Here is a 13,505-nt window from a genome sequence, read left to right as displayed (position 1 = left end):
TTCCTGCATGCCTCTCCTCCGGCTTCGGAGGAGACGTCCTACGTCTTGTCGAGAATATGGAGGACGTCCGGCTGATCCAGGTTGTCGGCGATGCGATCCAGCATGATCAGGAAGGCATCGATTTCATCGGCGGAAGCGCCTTTCATCATGACCTGCAGAAACACGGCACGCCGGGCGAGAACGCGCTCCACTTCCGCGGCGCCGGTCTCGGTCAGCCTGACGACGGTGAGGCGGTTGTCCTCGGGATGCGCATTGCGCTTGACCAGCCCCTCCAAGTCGAGCTGCTTGATCTGGCGCGTAATTGCGCCGGCGTCCACACCGATCTGCCGCGTCAGATCCTTCTGCGTACAGTCGCCCTTGCTGTAGATGAGAAACAGCAGGCGCCAGCGCGTGCTGGGCATGCCGGTATACCGCTCGAAGCCGTTGGTCGAGGCGTGATACGCGCGCGCAAGGCGGCCCAGCACGGTGGAATGCCACGATCGAAGGTCGAGGCTCTTGTTTGTTGGCATTGTTTCTCTCTTGCGTGGGCTGCGCTATGGAAAACCCTGACCGGGCCGATTATCCCACAAAAACATTTGCCTATATCAATGATTGCTCACTACAATTCGTTGTAGCAGGCAATGATTGACGTGCAATAACATTCTCAGGAGACGCCCCCATGCCCGACCGCATACCCGACCATGAAATCGCCGGCGACGGCGAACTGACCCTGTTCCTGCTTCATGGCGCCTATGGTTCCCGCCAGTACTATCGCCATGAGATCGCGACGCTCGTCGCCCGCGGCTATCGGGTTGTCGCATGGGATGCGCCCGGCTACGGCCTCAGCCCGCTGCCGTCGCCTTACTCAATCGAGACGGCGGCCGACGCCTGCGCCGCGTTGGTCCGCGCGACAGGCGCCGCCAGGAATGTTCTGATCGGTCACAGCATGGGCGGCATCATCGCGCCGCTGGCGGCCGTCAAGCTCGGCAGGGAGCGCGTGCAAGGCCTGGTGATCTCGGCCACGGTTGGCTCGTTCTCGGCCAAGTCGAAGGAAGACCAGCGCGTCTTCCTGGAAGAGCGGGTCGCGCCGCTTGCGCGAGGCGAAACGCTTTCGGCAGCCGCAGAGCCGCTGCTGCGCACCATGCTCGCCCCCGGGTCCTCGGGGCCGCTCGTGGACCTGGTGCTCGAGGTGGCGATGCAAACGCGTAGCGAGACCTTCGTCGCCGCGATCAACGCCATCGTCGACTATGAGGGGCAGCCGACGCTGGAGCACCTCAGGCAACTCGGGATGCCGGTCCTTGCTATCGCCGGTGAGTACGACAACGTGGGACGCCCGGAGGAGATGCGCAAGCTGGCGCAGAACGTCGGCGGCGAGTTCGTCTGCGTGCCCGGCGCCGCGCATTACGCGTGGGCGGAACAGCCGGAGGTATTCAATACCGCGCTGTTCGACTTCCTCGACCTTCGCGTCCGCCGGCTGTCATGAACGTTCCCGCGAACGCCGCAGTCGACGCAGCCGATCTCGTCCTGCTGCATGGGCTCAACAACACGCCGGCCGTCTGGCGTGGCGTGCTCGACGCCCTGCCGGCGCACATCCGGGCGCATGCGCCGACGCTCCCGGCCTTGCCCGACGTCGACGCCATCGCCGAGGCGTTGCTGGCCCAGTTACCTGCGCGCTTCTGGCTGGCCGGATTCTCGTTCGGTGGGTATGTCGCAATGGCCATGCTCGCGCGGGCGCCCGAACGCGTGCTGGGCCTGGCGATGCTTTGCACCACGCCGCAGGCCGATACGCCAGCGCAGAACTTCGGCCGCCGCGCCGCCATCATGGCCGCCGGATCGGGCGACTATGTGGAGCGCGCGATCAAGCAGGGCATCGCCGCATTCCACCCGGCTCACCGGGACGACGTCGACCTGCTGTGCATTCGCCGCGAGATGGTGGCCGCCTATGGCGCATCGACATTCGTCGCCCATTCGCTCGCCAGCCTGATGCGTCCCGACCGAAGCACGCTGCTGCACGACGACCTGCCGCTGCTGTGGGTGGCCGGCAGCGCCGACCCTCTCTACCCGCCGCAGGCGATCGCGGCGCTGAGAGCGGCCGCTGGGCAAGGGCCGTTGCACGTGATCGAGCCCGCGGGGCATCTGGTTCCACTGGAGCAACCCGTCCAGCTGGCGGCCATCTTGTCGGCATGGATCGACGGTGCCCCGTGCGCAGCGGCTGAAAATCGTCGACCTGAATATCGAGGAACCGCCCCAGCATGTCCCCGCACACCACGGGGATCCACGAGCTGACCGATTTCCCAAGAGAGATTTCCCATGAGTCTGTACGCCCTGCGACGCCTGACCGCCCTCGTGACTTGCACCGTCGCCCTTGTCCCCACCCACGCTCAAGCCACTTGGCCCGAGCGCCCGATCACCCTCGTCGTGCCATATCCCGCCGGCGGCGTGGCCGACACGATCTCCCGCGCCGTCGCGCGAGAAGTCGGCGACCGTCTTGGCCAGCCCGTCGTCATCGAAAACCGTCCCGGTGCCAGCGGCAAGATCGGGCTGGAGATGGTCAGGCGCGCCGCGCCCGATGGCTACACGATCGGGCTCGCCGTCCCCGCCACGATGGTGCTGCTGCCGCTGGCAGATGCGCGCTTCGGCATCGGACCCCAGGACTTCCAGCCGATCTCGCTCGCCTGCGAGACCTACACAGTGCTGGTCGTCGACCCTCGCCTGAAGGTTCGGACGCTGCCGGAGTTCATCCAGTACGGCCGCAGCCACGCCGGCATGACCTATGCGTCGGCCGGCAACGGCACCAGCTTCCATTTCGGCGCCGCACTGCTGGCGCAAAAGCTCGGCATCGACACCACACACGTGGCCTACAAGGGCGAAAGCCCCGCAATGAGCGACGTGGCGGCCGGCCATGTCCAGTTCATGCTGGCCACGAACTCGGCCAAGGCTTTCATCGACGCCGGCAAGCTGGTGCCGATCGCGGTCGACGCGCCGCGCCGCGTGCCTGCGCTGCCGGACGTCCCAACCTTCCGCGAACAGGGCGTCGACTATGTGAGCAGGGGCTGGATCGGCTACGTCGGCCCGCGCAACTTGCCGGCCGACGTCACCGCAAGGTTCGACAGCGTCTTCCGCGCCGCCTTGCAGGCGCCCGCCTTGCGCCAGGCCTTCACCACGATGGGATACGCCCCCGCCGAAGCCGGCGCGCTTGCCATGGGCAAGGCGATCGCGCAGGACCAGGCGCGCTTCCGGCCGCTCGTCCAGTCGGGCGCGGTGACGCTGGACTGACCTTCCCCGGCGTCTCGCCCAGATGGCGCCATTCCGCCCGAATCGTTGCCTCAGTCAATAATTGGAGAAAGCAAATGCTTGAAACCATCCATCACTACGACGTCACCGCCGACCAGGACACCGACAACCCGTTCTTGCTCGGTCCTTTCACGCCGAACCGTCGCGAATACACCGCCGACACAGATTCGCTGCGCGTCATCGGCGAGATCCCGCGCGACCTGCACGGCATCTTCGTGCGCAATACCCATAATCAGGTGCATGCGCCGATGGGGGTCTACCACCCATTCGACGGCGACGGCATGCTGCATGCCATCCACTTCGAGAACGGGCGTGCCACCTATCGCAACCGCTTCATCCGCACCACCGGCTTCCTCGCCGAACGGGCGGCCGGTCATTCGCTGTGGCCGGGCCTGCTGCAGCCCGACCTCGGTACCTATCGCGGCTGGGGCGCAATGGGCGCGATGAAGGACAACGCCGGCACCGACGTCATCGCGCACGCCGGCAAGCTGCTCGCAAGCATGTCGCAGGGCAGCGAGCCGTGGCGCCTCGACCCGCTCAGCCTCGACACGCTCGGCCCAGACGCAAACTGGGCCCGCCGCGTGCCGGATGGCGTCAGCTCCCACTACAAGGTCGATCCGCGCACCGGCGAGATGATGTTCTTCAACTATCCGGAACGCTGGCCGTACATGCACTATGGCGTAGTCGACCGCAACAACCAGCTCGTGCACTACGTTCCAATCGAGCTGCCCGGTCCGCGCTGGCCGCACGATCTGGGCATCACGCAGAACTACACCATCCTGCACGACCTGCCGCTATTCTTCGATCCCCAGGGCCTGAAGGAAGGCAAGCACCAGCTCGTCTTCAATCGCGACCTGCCGGCACGCTTCGGCATCATTCCCCGCCACGGCAACAACTCGCAAATCCGCTGGTTCGAGGGTACGCCCTGCTATGTGCTGCACCTCACCAATTGCTACGAGGATGGCGACGAGGTCGTGATGGATGGCTGCATCATGCCCGACCACAAGCCCGTCCCCGTCAACGCCGCCGGCAATATCTACGACCGCATCAAGGCCAACCTCGACAAGCACCGCAACAAGACGCACATGCACCGCTGGCGCTTCAACCTGCACACGGGCCAGACCACGGAGCAGTATCTGGACGACGAAGTGACCGAGTTCCCAGTCTGCAGCAACGACTACATGGGGCAGCCTTACCGCTACAGCTACAACGTGCTCTACCAGCCCGGCGAATGGCTGTTCAGCGGCCTCAAGCGGTTCGACCTGCAATCGGGCGCCACGGCCCGCCACGAGTATGGTGCCGGCCGCTTCGGCAGCGAGCCGCAGATGGCGCGGCGGGTCGGTGCCGTGGCGGAGGACGACGGCTACGTCATCAGCATGGTGGCCGACATGAACGCCGACACCTCCGAAATCTTGATCCTCGACGCCGCCAATATCGACCGCGGACCGCTCGCGCGGATCATGTTGCCGGAGCGCATGTCGATCGGCACGCATGCCTGCTGGGTGGAAGGCGACCGCATCCACGGGGAGAACCGCCAACCCTGACCGCCTGGGCAGCGAGAAGTCAGGTCCGTCATTCCATGGCGGGCCGGCATTCCGGCGCGCACAGAATGCGCCGTACAAGACCGAAAAGAAAAGAGAGAGACAACACAATGAAGACAAGAGTTCTTGCCTCCGCAGGCGCCCTCACGGCCAGCCTAGCCTTTGCGCCCATTGTTGCGTATGCCCAGAACATGGAGCAGGCGCCCGGCATGACCTTCCTTCTGGGCGGGCAGATAAAGCTCGGCCTGGATGCGTCGCAGGTCAGCGGTTCCGGACGTCTGGGCGCTACCGCCGCACGCGACTATCGGCTGACCAACAACACGAGCTTCTTCTTCTTCGACGGCAAGGAGCGCCTCGACGACAAGCTGAGGGCAATCTTCCACCTCGAGTGGGACTTCGCCGCCGATACGGGTGCGCAGGGCGCGGGGCGGGCGTTCTACGTGGGGCTGGACCACAGCGACTTCGGGCGGCTCCAGCTCGGGCGCCAGTCCGTGTACTTCAGTCACCACTGGTTCGTCAACGACACGCATGGCGCCTTTGACGCCGCACCCAACGCGGCCAACTCGCTGAACGTCCTTGGCACCATCAACGGCGCCTACTTCGCCGGCAACTTCCTCAACAACACCATCCGCTACGAGGCGCCCGACTTCCACGGGCTGTCGGGCATCGCCACGTATTCGTTCGATGCCGAGGCCCCAGGCAATGGCCGCAACCACACGTGGTACCTCGGCCCGACCTATACGCTCGGCGCGCTGAAGCTGGGGTACTTCCACATGGTGCGCGACAGCCAGGGCACGCTCCCGGCGCAGACAGTCGGCGCACTGGACCAGACCGCCGACCGATTTGCCATCGGCTACACGTGGCAGGGCCTGCGCTTCGGCGCCGTGGTCGACCGCAATCGGGTCACCGACCGCACCACCAACGTGAGCCAGCAGCGCTACGCGTTCTCCATTCCCATCAACTACGACTTCGGCCCGCATCTGCTGTCCTTGACCTACGGACAGGCCTTCTCGATGCACGCAGGGGGTAGCACGGTGGATGACACCGGCGCGAAGATGCTGTCGATCAGCTACCAGTACAAGATGAGCCGACGCACCACGCTCGATGCCACGCTGGTGGAACTGCGCAATGACCGCAACGGCCGATACAACTTCTGGCTGGGCGGACTGAACGGCTCCTCGCAACTCTCGCCAGCCGACGCGGGCGCGCGCGTGCGCATGGCGTACCTGGGCATCAAGCACCTGTTCTGAAGCCGGTGCGGGCCGATGCCCGTACCCGTCAAGAGCCTCCGACAACAGGGAGACAAACCATGGCAGAAACTCGCGCCGATGCGGCGCTCGATCCCGGCGTCGTTCCAGCGGGCAGTCGCGAACCCACCACCATGACACTCGCACAGGTCAAGGTGCTTGGGATCGCCACGCTGGGCGGCATTTTCGAATTCTATGAATTCATCATATTCATCTACCTCGCGCCGATCATCGGCCAGCATTTCTTCCCCGCGGATATGCCCGCATGGCTGCGGCAGGTGCAAACGCTTGGCATCTTCGCGGCCGGCTACCTGATCCGGCCGGTTGGCGGCGTCATCCTCGCCAACGTCGGCGACTTCATCGGCCGCAAGCGGATGTTTGCGTTCACGCTCATCCTGCTTGCCGTCCCGACCATCGCCATCGGCTGCCTGCCCGGCTACGCGCAGATCGGCATCGGGGCACCGCTGCTGTTGCTCCTGTGCCGCATGGTGCAGGGACTGTCCATCGGCGGCGAGCTTCCCGGCGCGCTGTGCTTCGTCTCGGAGCACGTGCCGGAGCGGCGTCTCGGGCTCTGCTGCGGCATCCTGTCCGCCAGCCTCGGCGTGGGCGCGGTGCTGGGGTCCGGCTCGGTCGCGGGCCTGACGGCATGGCTGGGCAAGGCGGCCATGTCCGACTACGGCTGGCGCATCCCGTTCATCGTGGGCGGCATCCTCGGTCTCGCGTCCGCACAGTTGCGCCGCTATGCTCATGAGACACCGGTCTTCCTGCAGATGCGCGCGCGCAACGAACTGTCGCGCCAGGTGCCGATGCGCGGCCTGATGGAACGGCATCGGCCGGAGATCGTGCTCTGCGTGATCATCTCGTGCATGACCGCGGTGGTCACGGCAGGCGTGCACCTGTTCCCCGCCGGCTACTTCATCACGAGCCGACAGTTCGAGCCTGCCCTAGTCTATCGCGCGCAATTCTATGCGGCACTCGCGTTGATTGCCGGAGACGTGGCGGCCGGCTGGCTCTGCGACTACTTCGGACTGCGCAGAACATTTACGGTCGGCGCCTTCTCCCTGATCGCCGGATTGCTATGGATGTACGGTGACATTTCGCCGGAGGCGCTGCCCCTCCGGTACGCCATCGTGGGGTTCATCTCCGGCACGGTCAGCCTGTCGTTTGTCCTGCTGATCCGCAGCTTTCCGGCGCAATTGCGCTACACCGGCATCGCCGTGACCTACAACCTCGCCGCGGCGGTGATCGGTGGTACGACCCCCCTTTTTTTGGCCATGCTGGTGCGCGCCAATTCCGGCTGGGCGGCCTGGTATCCCTCGTTGTTCTGCGTCGTCGCGGTGATATCAGCGTTCCTGCTGCATCGCTACCGCAAGCCGATCAATCCCTACGCCGTCTGACCGGAGCCTACCATGGCTATTCCATTGAGCTTTCTTCCGCCCCCCAAGAGTCGCATTGCCGTCGTTGGCGGCTGCGGAGGCATGGGCCAGGCATTGGTCAATGCCGCATCCGACCACGGCCTGCGCGTCGCGGTCCTGGACCTGCAGCGATCGATCGACGACTGCATGCTGCCTGAAGGCGTGCTGGCACTGCCGTGTGATGTCAGCGACGAGGCTTCCGTCGCGGCCGCGTTCGGCACACTGCGGACTGAGTGGCAAGGCCTCGACACGCTGGTCAACCTGGCCGGCTATACCGGCGAACAGATCCTGGTCAAGGATTTGCCCACCGCCGAGTGGGACGCCATCAACGACTGCTGCCTGCGCGGCATGTTCCTCGTCACGCAGCACGCACTGCCGCTCCGGCGGCGGCCAGGCGGGGCGCGCAATCGCTGCGGCTACGGGTGCCAACCTCAAGCGCTGCGACCTCGAACTCGGCGGAAAGTCGGCGAGCATCGTCTCGGACAGCGCGGACCTCGATCTCGCGCTCGAAGGCACCCTACTCGGCATCTTCGCCAACGCCGGCCAAATGTGCTTCGCCGGGTCCCGCATCCTGGTTCAGCGCAATATCGCCGACGTCTTCATCGAACGGTTCGTCGCGCGCGCCCGGCAGATCCGCGTCGGCGATCCGCTGGATCCCCGGACGGAGATGGGACCAGTCGCGTACGAGGCCCATTTCCGGCGCGTGCTGGACAGCATCGCTCCCGCTTCCGACATGACGGTCCTGTCTGGGGGACACGCTATCGAACGGCCAGGCTACTACATCGAGCCCACCGTACTGCTGGCTCACTCGGCAGATGCCCGCGCCTGCCAGGAGGAGATCTTCGGCCCGGTAGCCACCTTCATGGTCTACGACACCTTCGACGAAGCCCTCGCCATCGCGAACCGCACACGGTACGGCCTGGCGGCTTATCTCTGGAGCAACCGGCTGGACGAAAGCATGGCTGCGGCTCAGCGTCTGCGCGCAGGCACGCTGATGGTGAACTCGCCAATGGTCCTGGACCTGCGCATGCCTTTCGGCGGCTACAAAGAATCGGGTATCGGGCGCGAGGGCATCGAGAGCTTGCGAAACTTCTATTCGGAGGAAAAGGCTGTCGCAATCGCGACTCGCACGACGCCAATGCCGATGCGGCTGGGCCTCGGCGCGGGACAAAGCGTTCGCTGACATCCGCGGCGATCTCCCCGGCTAGGCAGTCGAGCTACAGGCTTACCGGTATGGGCCAGAATGCAGCCGTCGATATAAGTTGCGGTTTGGCCGCTAAGGGTCTATGGCCTGCCAAACTCCGATTTCATATGTCGCTTGTCGGGCCAGAAGCTGTCGCCCGCCATTGCTTCCTTGAACAGATGCTTAGGATCCGGTCAGAGACATACAGGGTCCAACGTAAAGTGTTCGACTGAGACGGACTAGGAGCAGATGCTTGACGCCCAGACATGAATATGGTCACCGCTTAGATTCGCCTGCAAACCGCCGTGACCGGTTAAACAGGTGATTGCTTACTGAGCGGAGAGATTCAAGTGGCGTCTGCGCCGACCACCAGCACCGCGCGAGAATCGTTGACGTTGGTCAGCGTGGGACCGGTGACCACGGAATAGCCCAGCGCGCCGAAGCAAGCAGGAACTCCACATTGCGTCCGCCACGGCCATTGCCACGCACGGTCACCGAAGTCTCGCCGCTCCCCGTGGCCGTCGTTGTTTTCGAGCGCGGCAATCGGGTGGATGCCGCTGGCCCGCGCACGGGCGAGCGTGTCCAGTGCCAGCAGCGCCCCGGCGATTTCCTCCAGGCCGTCGACACCATCCGTATCGCCCGCGATCGCTTGGACGCCCGATTCGCCAGCGAGTACGAAGCCGAGTCCATATCGGGAAGTTCCAGTGGCGCTTCAGGTCTGGGCCGCGGTCGTGGCCTGACGCGTCTGTGTCAGCGCGCCGGGTTTCACCAGCGTCCAGAGCAGGGCCATGCCGATCAGGTCGCCGCAGGCGAGTGCGACGAAGAACGGTGAGTAGCCGATCACGGTGACCAATGCACCAATCGTCAGCGTAAAGCAGAGATTGCCCAGTCCGGCGACAAAGCTGGCCATGCCGGTGACGGTGGCCACCTGTCGGCGCGGAAACAGGTCCGCAGAGAGCGAGATCACGCTGATCGATAACGTCTGATGCGCGAATCCGCCCAGGCACAGCAGGAAAATCGCTGTGGCCGGATTCTCCACATATCCGACACCGGCCATGCCAATCATCATCAGCGCGCCCAGCGTGTACGTAATGCGCTTGCCGTTGACGAATGGCGTGCCGAACCGCTTGTGCAGCCAGGCCGACACCGTGCCACCCATCATGCAGCCGAGATCGGCCGCCACGAAAGGCAGCCACGCGGTAAGCGCAATGGCTTTCAGATCGAAGCCGCGTGTCTGATAGAGGTACAGCGGCATCCAGTAGTTGAGCGTGCCCCATACTGGATCGGCAAAGAAGCGGGGTAGCGCAATGCCCCAGAAATTGCGCTGCTTCAGGATGCTCTTGATCGACGTGCGTTCGTGCTCCTCCGGCTCAGGCTGCGTATCCTGGCCATCGGCGATGTACGCGGCTTCTTCCTTCGTCAGCGCCTTGTGGCGATCCGGGTGCTGGTAGAACAGCAGCCATAGCAGGGCCCAGCCCAGACTCAGGCCACCGGCGATGAAAAAGGCGGCCTCCCAGCTGAAGTGGAAGATGGACCACGCGATCAGCGGCGGCGCGACAATCGCCCCGAGCGAGGCGCCAAGGTTGAACACGCCCGCGGCAAAGCCGCGTTCGCGCGCCGGGAACCAGTATGCGGTGGCACGCATGCCGGCCGGAATGAATGCCGACTCGGCCAGCCCCAGCAAGCCGCGCAGCACCACCAGACCAATCCAGCCGCTCACGAAGCCGTGCGCCATGCAGATGAGCGACCATGCCACGCCGCAGATCAGAAAACCGATGCGCAACCCGACACGATCCATCAGGTAGCCGGTCAGCGGCGCGCCGATCGGATACATGAGCAGGAATGCGCCCGTGATCCAGCCGTAGTGATGCGTGTCGATCTGCAATGCCTGCATGACGGTGGGCGCCGCCACGCTCAGCGAACTGCGCGCCAGGTAGTTCATGACCGTGCCGAGCGTAAGCAGGCCGATCATCCACCACCGGATTCCCTTGACCTTCAATAGCATGTCCTTCTTCCTACCCTGCAAATAGCGCCCGAGTGGTCGGCCGGGCCTGGAACCTGGCCACCATCGGGGCGAACAGCACATCCAGATGGGCGGCAATCCAGTACAGGTCCGCCGCCTCGGCGGGCTCCCACAGCCCCGAATATCCCTTCACCTTCGCGGCGGCCCGTCTTGCATCGAACTTGACGCTGCTGCGCACGAACTCCTCATGCTCGCGCTCGCCTCGCGCGTACGGCCCCAGCCACTGCAGCGCCATGGGCAGGCGGCCGGCGATCTCCTGGGCGCCATACCAGTCTTGGCCGTGCGCCCTGGCCATCGACGCCGCCATCAGCAGCGGCTCAAGGGTATAGACAACATAGTGCATGGCGTCGCGCTGGGCGAAATCATATGTACTGCCGTCGTCGCGTACATTGCTGGCCACGTGGGCTACGAATGCGCGCCGTGCCTCGGCAATCAACGCAGGTTTTCCGCTCAGGTATGCCCCGGCAGTGGCCAGCTTCACGCGGTGGCTGTGCCAGTTGTTCAGCAACGTCGAGTCGTCGCCTACGCGACGGTCTGGATCGAGATAGGCCCGCGCCAGATCCTCGGCGAATGGCTGCACCAGTGCCGCGGCTGACGGGTGCAGACGGTCGCGCACCAGATCCAGCCCGAACAGGAAGCGCGTCAGATCGGTTTCGTCGACTGGATTGGCGGATGACCGATAGGCCGGCAGCCAGGCTTCGATGTACGCAGCAGCCTTGTCGCCATACGCGGCGACGCCGCTCACCCGAAACGCCAGCGCCTGCGTCAGCGTCTGCCGCCAGTCTTTCTGGGCCAGCAGGCTCGCATCGCGTTCGCCTTCATGAGGCAGCAACCCCTGGGTGTGCACCAACGCGCGCACGTTCATGCCGCGCGTCAGTTGAGCCTCGGCATCGGCGGCTAGTTGGCGGGCGACATCGGCGGGGGTGTGCGCCGCCAGCGACGCGGCGAGCACCGGCGGCGTCAATGCGAACGTCGTCGCCGACGTCTTCGCCGTGGCCTTGTGCATGCCCATCAGCAACAAGGCCGGCGTGGCGACGAGCCCGCGCAGCAAACGGCGGCGCCCGCCGGAGTCACGACCGTAGCTCACAGCACCCCCGCGTACTCGGATTCGGGCAAGCCGCACACGCCCGGACGCAGCGCGAAGACGTGGCCATCGTGCTCGCTGGCGTCCGCAGGCGGACGGATCGATGTGACAAACAGCGTGCCCAGGTCATCGCCACCAAACGCGCACATGGCAGGCTTCTTCGCAGGCACCGCAATGCTGCGATCGAGCTTGCCTGCCGGCGTGAAGCGCAACAGCAGGCCGGCATCGTTGGCGCAGATCCAGTAGCAGCCATCGGCATCCACCGTCGCGCCATCGGGGCGGCCCGCATGATGATGGAGGTCTGCAAAGACGCGCCGATTGCGTGGCACACCGGCTTCGGTGTCGTAGTCGAACGCCCAGATCAGCCGGCGTGACGGGTGCGAATCGGACAGGTACATGGTGCGGCCATCCGGCGACCAGGCCAGACCGTTCTGCACGATGAGCTGATCGACCATCGGCTCGGACAGCACGCCTTGCGCATCGAAGCGATAGAGTCTGCCGGCCGGATTCGCGGCGGCCATGTCCTGCACCATCGTGCCCGCCCAGAACCGGCCCTGGCGATCACACCCTCCGTCGTTGAAACGCATGTCCTCCACGGCGAACGCCGGCGCGGCGAGCTTGCGCACCGAGACCGTGGCCGATGCCAACAGGCTCACGGCGAACAGGCCGCTCTCCATGCCGGCCAGTGCCGTGCCGTTGCGATCGAACGCAATGCATGCCACCTTCTCCGGCAGTAGCCACTCGGTGCACGTGCCGGACTCGGCGTGCTGGCGAACGATCTTCCGCGCTGGGATATCGACCCAGTACAGCGCACCTTCGGCGGCGCGCCAGACTGGACTTTCGCCGACGCCCGCCGGCGGCTGTCCGGCGGTGCCCATGCGCTCCACCTTGCAAGTCATTGACATGATCAGTCGTCCGATTCCATCGGTCCGGCCAGGACGAACGGGCCGCCCTGGAAGCGTTGCGTAGGATCGGCGTAATCCGCGCCCGGTGCGGAAGCCGGGAACAGATGCTCGAAATCGATCGAACTGTCCCGCGGCCTGAATCCGAGGAATGCCGCCTTCGTGTTGTCGATCCACTTGACGCGGTTGTCTGACACGCCATAGACGATTGCATGCCCGACGCGATTGGTGAACAGCGAGCAACGCACCAGTTCGATGAAGTCGCGATAACTCAGGTAAGTCGCCAGCATGCGCGGGTTCTTCGGCGCCTCGAACGACGAGCCGATGCGCAGGCATACAGTTTCGAGACCGAAGCGGTCGTAGTAGTAGCGCGACAGGGCCTCGCCAAAGCACTTGGTGACGCCGTACAGGCAGTCAGGCCGCAGCGGCGCATCGATGTCCACCACTTCGGTGACCGGGTGGAAGCCCACCGCATGATTCGAGCTGGCATACAGTACCCGCTTCACGCCATGTTTCTGCGCTGCCGAGTAGAGGTTGTACAGCCCCCTGATGTTGCTCTCCAGCAGTGCATCGAACGGTGCTTCCACCGAGATACCGCCAAGATGGATCACGGCGTCCACACCTTCCAGCATGCAGTACACCGCATCGCGATCGGCCAGATCCGCAACGACCCCTTCCTCGTGCTCGGCAAGTTCACCGAGCGGCGCGATATCGCTGACGCGGACGACTTCCGCCCATGCCGCCAGCGCTCCGCGCAGCTGACGGCCAAGGTTGCCGGCAGCGCCGGTTAGCAACAGGCGGCGGAACGGCTTGCCTGGTTTTACATCGTGGTTCATC

The 13,505-nt window shown here is 64.9% G+C and carries 12 protein-coding genes and 3 pseudogenes; 8 read left to right on the top strand and 7 right to left on the bottom strand.

The window, feature by feature from the left end; genetic code table 11:
- Positions 1-38: 38 nt before the first annotated feature.
- Positions 39-509, bottom strand: a complete 471-nt coding sequence (locus F7R26_RS38300) for a MarR family winged helix-turn-helix transcriptional regulator (RefSeq protein WP_150984739.1) — start codon at positions 507-509, stop codon at positions 39-41.
- Positions 510-658: 149 nt separating this feature from the next.
- On the opposite strand from F7R26_RS38300, the gene F7R26_RS38295 reads away from it, so the two are divergent.
- From F7R26_RS38295 to F7R26_RS38265, 8 genes and pseudogenes are all read left to right on the top strand, one after another.
- Positions 659-1,462, top strand: a complete 804-nt coding sequence (locus F7R26_RS38295; protein ID WP_150984737.1) for an alpha/beta fold hydrolase — start codon at positions 659-661, stop codon at positions 1,460-1,462.
- Complete coding sequence (locus F7R26_RS38290) at positions 1,459-2,265, top strand: alpha/beta fold hydrolase (protein ID WP_150984736.1); 807 nt, start codon at positions 1,459-1,461, stop codon at positions 2,263-2,265. The genes F7R26_RS38295 and F7R26_RS38290 overlap by 4 nt, the downstream gene beginning before the upstream one ends.
- A gap of 24 nt (positions 2,266-2,289) precedes the next feature.
- Positions 2,290-3,255: a Bug family tripartite tricarboxylate transporter substrate binding protein gene (locus tag F7R26_RS38285; protein ID WP_150984735.1), complete on the top strand. Its 966-nt coding sequence runs from the start codon at positions 2,290-2,292 to the stop codon at positions 3,253-3,255.
- Between the two features lie 74 nt (positions 3,256-3,329).
- Positions 3,330-4,817 carry a carotenoid oxygenase family protein gene (locus F7R26_RS38280; RefSeq protein WP_150984733.1) on the top strand — a complete coding sequence of 496 codons (1,488 nt, stop codon included), beginning with the start codon at positions 3,330-3,332 and terminating at the stop codon, positions 4,815-4,817.
- Between the two features lie 107 nt (positions 4,818-4,924).
- On the top strand, positions 4,925-6,064 hold the full coding sequence (locus tag F7R26_RS38275; protein ID WP_150984732.1) for a porin: 1,140 nt from the start codon (positions 4,925-4,927) through the stop codon (positions 6,062-6,064).
- A 5-nt stretch (positions 6,065-6,069) separates the two neighbouring features.
- Positions 6,070-7,458, top strand: coding sequence for an MFS transporter (locus F7R26_RS38270; RefSeq protein WP_150984731.1), 1,389 nt, complete (start codon positions 6,070-6,072; stop codon positions 7,456-7,458).
- A gap of 12 nt (positions 7,459-7,470) precedes the next feature.
- Positions 7,471-7,812, top strand: a pseudogene (locus F7R26_RS41910) (SDR family oxidoreductase); the annotation flags it as partial.
- Entirely contained in the window at positions 7,706-8,659 is a 954-nt protein-coding gene (locus F7R26_RS38265; RefSeq protein WP_416351391.1) for an aldehyde dehydrogenase family protein, read from the top strand. The pseudogene F7R26_RS41910 and the gene F7R26_RS38265, both read left to right, overlap by 107 nt.
- A 399-nt stretch (positions 8,660-9,058) precedes the next feature.
- Here the strand turns inward: F7R26_RS38265 and F7R26_RS41905 are convergent.
- The 6 genes and pseudogenes from F7R26_RS41905 to F7R26_RS38240 all read right to left on the bottom strand — a co-directional run.
- A pseudogene (locus F7R26_RS41905) lies at positions 9,059-9,136 on the bottom strand (hypothetical protein); the annotation flags it as partial.
- Positions 9,105-9,275 (bottom strand): annotated as a pseudogene (locus tag F7R26_RS41900) (hypothetical protein); the annotation flags it as partial. The pseudogenes F7R26_RS41900 and F7R26_RS41905, both read right to left, overlap by 32 nt.
- Positions 9,276-9,371: 96 nt before the next feature.
- Entirely contained in the window at positions 9,372-10,664 is a 1,293-nt protein-coding gene (locus F7R26_RS38255) for an MFS transporter (RefSeq protein ID WP_150984727.1), read from the bottom strand.
- Positions 10,665-10,674: 10 nt separating this feature from the next.
- A complete protein-coding gene (locus F7R26_RS38250) occupies positions 10,675-11,733 on the bottom strand; it encodes an alginate lyase family protein (protein WP_150984726.1) in 1,059 nt (352 codons plus the stop codon).
- A 32-nt stretch (positions 11,734-11,765) separates the two neighbouring features.
- Positions 11,766-12,671: an SMP-30/gluconolactonase/LRE family protein gene (locus F7R26_RS38245; protein WP_150984724.1), complete on the bottom strand. Its 906-nt coding sequence runs from the start codon at positions 12,669-12,671 to the stop codon at positions 11,766-11,768.
- A 2-nt stretch (positions 12,672-12,673) separates the two neighbouring features.
- Complete coding sequence (locus F7R26_RS38240; RefSeq protein WP_150984722.1) at positions 12,674-13,504, bottom strand: NAD-dependent epimerase/dehydratase family protein; 831 nt, start codon at positions 13,502-13,504, stop codon at positions 12,674-12,676.
- Position 13,505 lies beyond the last annotated feature (1 nt).

The sequence above is a fragment of the Cupriavidus basilensis genome, from assembly GCF_008801925.2.
Lineage (GTDB): Bacteria > Pseudomonadota > Gammaproteobacteria > Burkholderiales > Burkholderiaceae > Cupriavidus > Cupriavidus basilensis.
Note: the sequence above shows the minus strand (reverse complement) of the source record. Positions and strands in the feature narration are given on the sequence as shown.

Excerpts from the sequence above, each read along its gene's own strand:
- F7R26_RS38300 (WP_150984739.1), bottom strand. The coding sequence starts at position 509 with ATGCCAACAAACAAGAGCCTCGACCTTCGATCGTGGCATTCCACCGTG.
- F7R26_RS38295 (WP_150984737.1), top strand. The coding sequence starts at position 659 with ATGCCCGACCGCATACCCGACCATGAAATCGCCGGCGACGGCGAACTG.
- F7R26_RS38290 (WP_150984736.1), top strand. The coding sequence starts at position 1,459 with ATGAACGTTCCCGCGAACGCCGCAGTCGACGCAGCCGATCTCGTCCTG.
- F7R26_RS38285 (WP_150984735.1), top strand. The coding sequence starts at position 2,290 with ATGAGTCTGTACGCCCTGCGACGCCTGACCGCCCTCGTGACTTGCACC.
- F7R26_RS38280 (WP_150984733.1), top strand. The coding sequence starts at position 3,330 with ATGCTTGAAACCATCCATCACTACGACGTCACCGCCGACCAGGACACC.
- F7R26_RS38275 (WP_150984732.1), top strand. The coding sequence starts at position 4,925 with ATGAAGACAAGAGTTCTTGCCTCCGCAGGCGCCCTCACGGCCAGCCTA.
- F7R26_RS38255 (WP_150984727.1), bottom strand. The coding sequence starts at position 10,664 with ATGCTATTGAAGGTCAAGGGAATCCGGTGGTGGATGATCGGCCTGCTT.
- F7R26_RS38245 (WP_150984724.1), bottom strand. The coding sequence starts at position 12,671 with ATGTCAATGACTTGCAAGGTGGAGCGCATGGGCACCGCCGGACAGCCG.
- F7R26_RS38240 (WP_150984722.1), bottom strand. The coding sequence starts at position 13,504 with ATGAACCACGATGTAAAACCAGGCAAGCCGTTCCGCCGCCTGTTGCTA.